We start from the raw sequence: 9,752 nt of genomic DNA on the forward strand, positions 1-9,752 counted from the left end.
TCCTCTACTGTAAGTATAACGCATCTGAGAGAGGTTGTCTAGTTTTTTATAAAGTCACGCTGTAGTGCTAATAGAATATATAAAATTCTATCAAAATGCCATAACACTCCTATCCCTAGATTGTAAATTATTGTCGCTAGCTATTTATTTTAAATAGATGGTTAAAAACTCAGGAAAGGGGGGAGCTAAATGAGAAAAATAATATTCACTTTAGTCTTTGCAATAGGAGTGTTCTTTATTGCAGGTCACAACGTTAGTGTTCAGGCTTCAGCATTTGAGGAAGATCCGGGGCCAATGAATATAGAAAAAAATATTTAGATTAATACGATCCCCAAAGCTTGAAACAATCAAATAGCTTTGGGGATTACTCTTTTTGTAATTAAGGTTGTGCTTTCTTGCTTTTTAGCCAATCTATCTTCTTCTTGATTCGCAGAGGATGAAGTCTTTTTGTTATTAAAAATGTGTAAATTTATGAAATGAACTTGTATTAAAACACTAAAAAAATTTTTCTTGTGTAATTCACAGAATTGCTGAAAAGTTATTATATATATGATACCGTTTAGTTGGTTTTATAGTTTGAAAGATTAATAGGGACTAAAAGTGAAAAATAAGAAAAAAGGAAGGATGTATAAGATGAAAAGAAAAAATATTTTTCGGAATGTAGCATCTAGTCTATTAGTTGTATGTTTATTATTCTCTAGCGTTCCAGCATTTGCTGCGGATTCTGATTCAGTTTCAACTTCTCCGGAATTACCAGAGTCAATTTTTTTAGATGGTAGAGAGTTTAAAATGGATAAATCTGCAGGTGGTGGATTCGGCTCAGCTACACCAGATTTTGATACAAAATATCAGTTGAATTCCGCTTATAGAATTCTTGGTAGTGATGTTCGTTTATATATTGACTATAGCCATGGGCATGGTGGAGATCACTTTGCAGCAGGATGGGTACAAACAACCGCTCCTAAATTTACTGCTAGAGCAGAGGTTTGGCAAGGTAACCGAATGGTTGTTACAGGAACAAATAATCCGAATGTTGGTAATATCGCCCATGCAGCTTCTAGTTTAGCTGTTGGAATTATTAAAGATGCAAGACCTCGTATTTTCTATGCTTGGTGATTTAGATGAACGCTTTACTATTACGCTTTAAAAGCCCTATTTCCATCATTGTCGGGATTATGTTTATTGTCGTTTTATCTGCCTGTACTACAACCGATGTAAAAAATACCTCTGATAATATGGTTGTTTCTGATGATGAAGTTCCATCTAACGAAAGTGTATCTGACACTCAACAAACTGAAAGTGAAACAACTGAACAAGAAAAAACAGAAATAAGAGAATTACCATCATTTGATAATTTCGATGATTACAAAAAATATATTTCCAAAATTCCATCATTTGAACCTTACTATAAAACCGTATTTACTTTTGAGGAACTTTCGGATGGCATCCCGTCTGTGCCAATTGAAAAACTAAAAGCTATGTATAAAGATATGAATAAAACATTTGATTATGTTCTTGTTCATGAATACCCTCTAATCTATAGAGGGAATTATGAAGGGGATACAGATTTTGTAAATGGATATGAACAATCTCAGTTAATGGGGACAAACCCCGTGAATACTGTGACGAAAGATTGGGAAGGTAACGAACATTATTCTACTCCTTTAAAAACGGTTATGTTAGGCGAGGGGATTTATAGTAATTTCGATAGCAATATTGATTTGGGTAGAAACCTTCTGGAAACTGATTTTACACTTTCGTCACCGGATGAACCGATAAGTATTGTTTTGGGAAGTGCATATAAAGATATTTACGAAATTGGTGACATCATTTCATTAGAATTAATTTCCAAAGTTATGAATTTTGAAGTCGTTGGTTTTTATAAACCAGATGTTGGTTTTTCAATGGATGTCGGTGCGCTTCATCAGGTGAATTTTGACTACACCATTGTTATGCCTTATTTTATTCCCGATTATGAACCTGTTGGTGATCAGGAAATTTTTCAACATGCTTTTCTTATAGGTGAATTAACATCGGGTCACATTAGAATTGAAGAAGCAACCGAGAATATAAATGATGATACGTTTGAAGAAATAGTGGGAAAGATGAAGGAAATTTCCGAACAGAATGGTCTTTCCGGATTCTATAAATATCCATATTGGCCAGTGGGATTTGTTTGGTAAGTTATAAAATAGAGAGGTTAATTACTTCCTTCTATACTTTTATTAATTCATAATTTTGGAGAAATAGTTATAAATAATATACGTTATATCGAAAAGTGTTTGTCTAAGAATGAAGGACGTCTGTTGATATAATAATAGTATATAATCAATCTTCTTTTCTACTTTATATTTTATAGAATAATAAAAAGCGGTCATTCTGACTGAATGCGAAGAGCAATCGGTCAGAATGACCTTTTTGTGTTTTAAAAAAGAAGGTTTGATTAGATCGCTTTGTTTTAAGAACAATTAAAGGGGGAGAAAGTAGTGTGTATCAAAAATCTGCTAGTTCGACTATTGAATCAGGAGAAAAGTCAAAATAACAATCATTAAAGGAGATAGGTATTATGTTGAATCAATCATTCAGACCAAGGTAGGGATTAGGCTTTTTTATTCTTCTTAATTTTAAATAATGTCCCCATTGGTAAATATGGTGGCAACAAGTGGTAAGCATGTGACAATCATGAGAAAAAAAGATGACGGAAGTAGCACATTCTTATGGTTGTAATTAAACATATAACTTTTTCATACATCCTTACATTTTACACTATCTTATCCCCTAAAAGTTATGGATTTAATTAATATGTCAACTATCGATGGTGAACTTAATCGTGAACATATTATTAGGAACTAAATCGATGAAGTACAGTTTTTTGATAAAAACATTGTCGAGGTTACTGAAACCTTAGCTAATCAAGGCATTCGAGTAATCACGGCAGGTTTGGATACTGACTTTCGAGCTGAACCGTTCGGGCCAATGCCTAAATTAATGGCACGAAGTGAATCAGTTACAAAACTTAATGCAATTTGCCCGGTGTGTGGGTCACCAGCTAGTAGAACCCAGCGTTTAATCAATGGTAACCCTGCTTCTTATGATGACCTGGTAATACTTGTTGGAGCATCTGAATCCTATGAACCAAGATGCCGTCATCATCATGAAGTCCCAAACAAACCCAGTAAAAACATAGCAGCCGGATTGGCAAAAGCATTAAAATAAAGCGCCAGTTCGGCGTTTTATTTTCGGCTAGGAAATTATAAAATTTGTTGGCTGTGGATAACAAAACAACCGCATCAGCCACGTCCGGCTCCAGCCCTAAAGCCATAGCAGACTTCCTTCACCTCCGTAAGATAAAGAAGACTTGCTGATTGGGAACCAGTGGCTTAGTCGCACTTATACCCTTGTGGTGAAAGTCAATATCGGCTTTCCCGGTCGTCCGAGTTTCCTTTATCTCCTGCGGCTCAGTCCAGTCCGTACGTCGTTAAAAGGGCTGCGCTTGCGCCTTTGTTCTTGTATAGGAAACTACAAAATTCAAATGTTGTGGATAACTTAATTGCCGGAATAGCTACGCTTATTTTCAACGCTATGCCCAAGAGAAGTGCCTGTTAAAAACTAAGGAGCAGATGATACATGAACATGAAAAAGTTCTTTGAGATATTTATTACCATTATTGCGGTACTTATAAATGGTAAGCGAGTAGTAATGGAATTAAATGATCATATGAGATAGAATTTTAATGAGTTTAGAGGGGTGTCTCTAAACTCCCTTGTTACATAAATAAGCTGAGAAGGGGTATTTTATGAAAAAAATCATGATAGTTGAGGATAATGATAACCTTCGTACACTTTTAGCTCAACATATAGAAAAATTCGGATACGGTTTAATAGTTTTAGAACAATTCAATGATATATTAGACAAATTTCTTGAGAAAGAACCTGATTTAGTTTTACTAGATATAAACTTACCATCATTTGACGGCTTTTATTGGTGCAGACAGATTCGTCAACATTCTACATGCCCGATTATCTTTATATCTGCACGAGAAGGTACAATGGATCAAATTATGGCCTTAGAAAATGGAGGGGATGACTACATTACAAAACCTTTTGAATATGACATGGTAATTGCTAAAGTCAAGAGTCATCTAAGAAGAGCATATGGCGAATATGCACCCAGTCAGGGTGAGCGAACAATTAATTTTCATGGTTTGGCATTTTTACCAGAAAGAATGGAACTTCGATTCCGATTGAAATCAACAGAGGTTTCAAAAAAGGAAGCATTATTATTGGAAGTATTAATAGAACGTGGAGAAAAGATAACAAGTAGAGATCGTTTAATAGAAAAAATGTGGAATACGGATATGTTTATTGATGAAAATACATTAAACGTTTATATCACACGGGTAAGGAAAAAACTATCTGAGATTGGAATCAAAGATGCTATTGAAACAGTTCGTGGGGCAGGTTATAGGATGAGATGTACATGGGAGGAAGCAGAATGAAGTTATTTCTTCGTTCACATTTGTCCCTTATTTTTGTTACCACCATACAGGGAATATTTGTATTTGTTTACTACTGGTTTTTAGGATTTCAAGAATTGGATCATTTGTTTTATGTCTTTATGATTCAAGTAATAACTATTGGAATTTATCTATCTTATCGGTGGATACAGGATATAAAACTTTACCGATGGTTACAAGAATCTAATGACGATAAATTATATGTACCACGAATAGGGAAAAGTATATTAGCCGAATCCATTTATGAAAGGCAATCCTTACTTACGGTATTATATGAAAGTGATCTTCAACAGGTTAAGAAAGACTTGAATCATAGGGTAACATTTACAAATCAATGGGTGCATCAAATGAAAACACCCTTGTCTGTAATCCACTTGATGATTCAAGATAATGACGAAGAATTATTTCAGGATATTAGAAAAGAATTATATCGGTTAGAAGACGGATTAAAGACTGTGCTGTACTCGTCACGACTATCTATGTTTGAAAAAGATTATTCTATTGAGAAAATCCCTCTTCAAAACTTTATGAATGAAATGATAATGGAAAATAAAAGATTGTTTATTCAATACAAAATTTTCCCTAGAAAGTACTTCCCAAAAGATAAATTGTGCGTGTATTCTGATAAAAAGTGGCTGCAATTTGTTATAGGTCAAATTATTTCAAACGCCGTTAAATATTCCGCTAACAAAAGTGATACATTAAATATCAAAATTGAGAAACAAGAAGAGTGCATCTTATTAGAAATTAAAGACTTCGGTGTTGGAATTCCTTCACAAGATATCAGAAGGGTTTTTGAACCTTATTTTACAGGAGTAAATGGTAGATTGTATCACGAGTCAACGGGAATGGGGCTTTATTTAGTAAAAGAAATTATGGGTAAGCTCCAGCATGAAATAGAACTACAATCAGAAATAGGACAAAGTACAACCTTTAAAATATATTTTAAGGAATATGTTTCATCGAATGCCTTACCCAACTAATGAAGGGGTAAGGTTTTTTTATGTCTTTTCCTTACTAAAGTGTAAGGTTGATTTAAGGTAATTCTATTTTTGTATTTTTATATTCCTTATATAATAAATATACAGTCAAATATGTAGGAGGCAATATAATGGCAGATGTAGTACAAGTACAAGATTTAAATAAAATTTATGATGGAAAAGCGACCTTCCAAGCTTTAACAAATATTACGTTTAATGTGGAAAAGGGAGAATTTATTGGTGTAATGGGGCCGTCTGGATCGGGGAAAACAACACTATTAAATCTAATCTCCACAATTGATAGACCGACATCGGGACAGGTCATTGTTAACGGGCAAGAGCCTCATAAATTAAAAAAAGGGAAACTTGCAGAATTTCGAAGGAAAGAACTAGGATTTGTTTTTCAGGACTTTAACTTATTAGACACATTAACATTGGAAGAAAATATTATGCTGCCTTTGACATTAGAAAGAGTAGATTCAGGTGAAATTGACAAGAAAGTACAGGCTATCACTCAAAAGCTAGGTATTGATTCAATCTTAAATAAACGAACATATGAAGTATCAGGCGGTCAGAAACAACGTACTGCAATCGCTAGAGCAATTATTCATCAGCCTTCCTTGTTGTTAGCCGACGAACCAACGGGAAACTTAGATTCTAAATCATCGAAAGACGTGATGCAGACTTTACAAATGATTAACGAAAAAGATAAAACAACGATGTTAATGGTTAGCCATGATCCATCTGCTGCTAGCTATTGTGATCGCATTATTTTCATTAAAGATGGTAAATTGTACAACGAAGTATATAAAAGAACGAATCAAAAGGTATTTTTCCAACAGATTTTAGATGTTCTATCAATGCTAGGGGGGAATTCGGATGACCTTTCCACAGTTCGCTTATAAAAATATAACGCGTAATTTGCGGGCATATCTAGCCTTTTATTTAAGCAGTTCGTTCGCTGTAATGATTTTCTTTATGTTTGCGATGTTCATCTTTCATCCTGCATTAGAAACAGGTTATATGAATAACATTGCCAAAAAAGGCATGGTATTTGCAGAATGGGTCATTTTTGTATTTTCAATCTTATTTGTCCTTTATTCTGTAAGTGCCTTTTTAAAAACACGGAAAAGGGAATTTGGAATCCTTACAATTCAAGGGGCATCACCTAAACAACTTCGCCTACTAATCACACTGGAGAATGTATTCATCGGTCTTGCTTCTATCATTACAGGAATCATTGGTGGAACAGTGCTTGCTAAACTGTTCTTTACTGCAGGGTCATATATAGTCGAAATGGAAGCACTTGAACTATATTTCCCCTTGAAAGCACTAGGAATAACAATTGGGGTATTTCTACCTCTGTTTGTGCTTATTTCTCAATTTACACTCTTTATTATCCATTCAGAAGAAGTAGTTTCTTTACTGAAGGGGTCTGTCAAACCAAAAAGAGAACCAAAGCCTTCTATACCTTTTTCTATACTAGGAATGATGTTCTTAGGTGGAGGGTTTGGCTTGGCTTTATTTGCAGGTATTGATATTGGTAGTGCAGTTATTATTACTGTTTGTACAGTAATAGGGACCTACTTGTTTTATAGCCAGTTAAGTGTCTGGGTACTGAAACTGTTGAAACGAAATAAGAAATTTTATAGAAAAGGTACAAATCTACTTTGGATTTCTGATTTAATGTATCGAGTCAAAGATAATGCTCGTTTATTTTTCATCGTAAGTATTGTTTCTGCTGTAGCCTTTACGGCAACAGGGACTTTAGCCACTTATAAATCAATGTTTACCACTGAAGATTCATTATATGAAATGGAGTTTCTATCCTATTCTAGTAACAAGGATGAAAATGAACAACTGACATATATTCAACAACAGTTTGAACAAAAAAATATAGATTACGAGCAATCTAAATTTAAAGTGATTGAAACTGGTCAAGGATCATCGAATTATCCTGTTTTAGTTCTTTCATACAAAGATGGGATGAAGATATTACCTGAATTAAAAACTTCTAAACTTGAGGAAGGAAAAGGGGTTTACTTTGGGGAAACAGAACGAGAAGGATATACAGTACTCCAAGATACTACGACGGACTTACAATTAAATAACCAACAAATGTCGATAAAGTTGCAATCAATTGAACAGCCATTCCTTTCTCTTCATGATGTGTTAGTTGTTGATGAAAATACCTTTAATCTATTGAAGCAAGGTAATGAGTTAGTAACCTTTTATGCTTTTCAATTTGCTAATTCAAAAGAGAACTTAGATATAAGTCAAAAGATACATGATCATATCGTTGGTGAAACATATAACCCAGATGCTAGGTACTTTTCAAAGGCGATCGAATATTATCAGACTGTTCAATTACCAAGTTTAAGTCTGTTTATTGGTTTATTTATTGGCATCATCTTTTTCTTGGCTGCTGGGAGTTTCTTGTATTTCAGGTTGTTTACGGATTTATATGAGGAAAGAAAAAAATATAAATCACTAGCTAAAATCGGATTGAGTGAAAAGGAAATGGTTAAAAACGCAAATATTCAAATGGCAATACTCTTTTTCCTACCATTTTTGTTGGCTATTGTTGAAACAGGTTTCGCCTTACAGGTGTTACAAAGGGAGGGAGGATTTTCTAACGTATTTCAATCAGGAGTTATTACCATTTTAGGATTCTTGGGATTACAGCTTCTATACTTTATTGTCATTCGTTCTAGTTACATCAAAAATTTAAAAGAATATGTATATCGCTAATTAAAAATTAAGGGAGAGATAAATATTGAAAAAAGTAGTGAAAATAACTGTAGGAATTGTACTTGCATTAGTTGTCATATTAGTTGGTTTTTTTACGCTTGTTCCAGAAGTAGAAAGAGATCTTATCAACCCTTTTGTACCTAAAGAAGAGGTATATGTACAAATCAATGAAGAACCCATTATTGATGCTCGCAGATATGAATATACTTTAATTGGCTATACTGAAGACGGTGATAAAAAAGAAGTAACATTTAGTTCAACAAGAGTATTAAAAGAAAATGCCTTTTTAATAGTTACTGCAAAAAGGTCCTATGTAGAAAAGTGGGAAGAAATACAGGTTGAAGAACTACCAGATAAAGTGAAAACAAAGCTAAACAGTAATTAACTAATCACATTTACTTGCAGCGATTAACCATGCTACGAGAAAATAGCCATCCCAATTAAGATAATGGAGAGGATATATGTTAAAATTAAATAGTCAAAGTAAAATTCCAAAATACGAGCAGTTAGTAGAAAAAATAAAGGTAAAAATTCTAAGTAAAGAAATAAAATCAGATGAGAAAATGCCGTCAATTAGAGGATTGTCGAAGGAAATTTTGATAAGTCCAAATACTGTACAAAAATCATACCATCAACTTGAAAAGAAGGGATATCTATATTCTATAAAAGGGAAAGGTTATTATGTCGCACCTATTGATATTTTTCAAATAGAACAAAGAATAGAGCATGAGTTAAAACCGCAGTTTTTTAGGCTATTACAAATTGCAAAAGACCTTGGACTGTCAACTAAGGAGATAATGGAATGGTTAGGTGAAATGGATTGAATTTAATCCATTTTAAAAGGTAAAGCCTACTCAGTACAAATCTACTTGATAAATAGGCTTAATTTTTATAAGAATTTAACTTGAAATAATAAGTTTGCTAATTTTAGGATAAGAATCGTAGACATAAAGATAAACAAAATATAGGGAACTAAATCGATGAAGTGCAGTTTTTTGATAAAAACATTGTCGAGGTTACTGAAACCTTAGCTAATCAAGGCATTCGAGTAATCACGGCAGGTTTGGATACTGACTTTCGAGCTGAACCGTTCGGGTCAATGCCTAAATTAATGGCACTAAGTGAATCAGTTACAAAACTTAATGCAATTTGCCCGGTGTGTGGGTCACCAGCTAGTAGAACCCAGCGTTTAATCAATGGTAACCCTGCTTCTTATGATGACCCGGTAATACTTGTTGGAGCATCTGAATCCTATGAACCAAGATGCCGTCATCATCATGAAGTCCCAAACAAACCCAGTAAAAACATAGCAGCCGGATTGGCAAAAGCATTAAAATAATGCGCCAGTTCGGCGTTTTATTTTCGGCTAGGAAATTATAAAATTTAAATGCCTGTGGATAACTTAGTTGCCGGAACAGCCACGCCTATTTCCAACGTTATGTCCGTGAGAAGCGCTCTCATGGACAATGTGGGCATGAAAACGGTTGTTAATGTCCGTGAGAAGC

The 9,752-nt window shown here is 34.0% G+C and carries 9 protein-coding genes and 2 pseudogenes; all 11 read left to right on the forward strand.

Features of this window, described 5'->3' with window-relative positions:
• Window positions 1-189 precede the first annotated feature (189 nt).
• Window positions 190-318 (forward strand): hypothetical protein, encoded by a 129-nt coding sequence (locus AC6HVZ_RS19130; RefSeq protein WP_497559731.1) that lies wholly within the window; start codon window positions 190-192, stop codon window positions 316-318.
• Window positions 319-633: 315 nt separating this feature from the next.
• The gene (locus AC6HVZ_RS19135; RefSeq protein WP_497559732.1) at window positions 634-1,116 is read left to right on the forward strand and encodes a hypothetical protein; all 483 of its coding nucleotides are present in this window, start codon (window positions 634-636) and stop codon (window positions 1,114-1,116) included.
• Between the two features lie 5 nt (window positions 1,117-1,121).
• Entirely contained in the window at window positions 1,122-2,183 is a 1,062-nt protein-coding gene (locus AC6HVZ_RS19140) for a hypothetical protein (RefSeq protein ID WP_497559733.1), read from the forward strand.
• A 670-nt stretch (window positions 2,184-2,853) separates the two neighbouring features.
• Window positions 2,854-3,216: pseudogene (locus tag AC6HVZ_RS19145) on the forward strand (thymidine kinase); the annotation flags it as partial.
• Between the two features lie 580 nt (window positions 3,217-3,796).
• Window positions 3,797-4,498: a response regulator gene (locus AC6HVZ_RS19150; RefSeq protein WP_497559734.1), complete on the forward strand. Its 702-nt coding sequence runs from the start codon at window positions 3,797-3,799 to the stop codon at window positions 4,496-4,498.
• A complete protein-coding gene (locus AC6HVZ_RS19155) occupies window positions 4,495-5,499 on the forward strand; it encodes a sensor histidine kinase (RefSeq protein WP_497559735.1) in 1,005 nt (334 codons plus the stop codon). Before AC6HVZ_RS19150 ends, AC6HVZ_RS19155 begins: the two co-directional genes overlap by 4 nt.
• 128 nt (window positions 5,500-5,627) lie before the next feature.
• Window positions 5,628-6,401, forward strand: coding sequence for an ABC transporter ATP-binding protein (locus tag AC6HVZ_RS19160; RefSeq protein WP_497559736.1), 774 nt, complete (start codon window positions 5,628-5,630; stop codon window positions 6,399-6,401).
• Window positions 6,376-8,247, forward strand: coding sequence for an ABC transporter permease (locus AC6HVZ_RS19165; protein WP_497559737.1), 1,872 nt, complete (start codon window positions 6,376-6,378; stop codon window positions 8,245-8,247). The genes AC6HVZ_RS19160 and AC6HVZ_RS19165 overlap by 26 nt, the downstream gene beginning before the upstream one ends.
• Window positions 8,248-8,272: 25 nt before the next feature.
• On the forward strand, window positions 8,273-8,632 hold the full coding sequence (locus AC6HVZ_RS19170; protein WP_497559738.1) for a YxeA family protein: 360 nt from the start codon (window positions 8,273-8,275) through the stop codon (window positions 8,630-8,632).
• A gap of 76 nt (window positions 8,633-8,708) precedes the next feature.
• Window positions 8,709-9,071 (forward strand): GntR family transcriptional regulator, encoded by a 363-nt coding sequence (locus AC6HVZ_RS19175; protein WP_497559739.1) that lies wholly within the window; start codon window positions 8,709-8,711, stop codon window positions 9,069-9,071.
• 152 nt (window positions 9,072-9,223) lie between these two features.
• Window positions 9,224-9,586 (forward strand): annotated as a pseudogene (locus tag AC6HVZ_RS19180) (thymidine kinase); the annotation flags it as partial.
• Window positions 9,587-9,752 lie beyond the last annotated feature (166 nt).

This window comes from Oceanobacillus sp. NCCP-135, from assembly GCF_059698015.1.

Coding starts and splice junctions, on each gene's coding strand:
- AC6HVZ_RS19130 (WP_497559731.1), top strand. CDS start 190: ATGAGAAAAATAATATTCACTTTAGTCTTTGCAATAGGAGTGTTCTTT.
- AC6HVZ_RS19135 (WP_497559732.1), top strand. CDS start 634: ATGAAAAGAAAAAATATTTTTCGGAATGTAGCATCTAGTCTATTAGTT.
- AC6HVZ_RS19140 (WP_497559733.1), top strand. CDS start 1,122: ATGAACGCTTTACTATTACGCTTTAAAAGCCCTATTTCCATCATTGTC.
- AC6HVZ_RS19150 (WP_497559734.1), top strand. CDS start 3,797: ATGAAAAAAATCATGATAGTTGAGGATAATGATAACCTTCGTACACTT.
- AC6HVZ_RS19155 (WP_497559735.1), top strand. CDS start 4,495: ATGAAGTTATTTCTTCGTTCACATTTGTCCCTTATTTTTGTTACCACC.
- AC6HVZ_RS19160 (WP_497559736.1), top strand. CDS start 5,628: ATGGCAGATGTAGTACAAGTACAAGATTTAAATAAAATTTATGATGGA.
- AC6HVZ_RS19165 (WP_497559737.1), top strand. CDS start 6,376: ATGACCTTTCCACAGTTCGCTTATAAAAATATAACGCGTAATTTGCGG.
- AC6HVZ_RS19175 (WP_497559739.1), top strand. CDS start 8,709: ATGTTAAAATTAAATAGTCAAAGTAAAATTCCAAAATACGAGCAGTTA.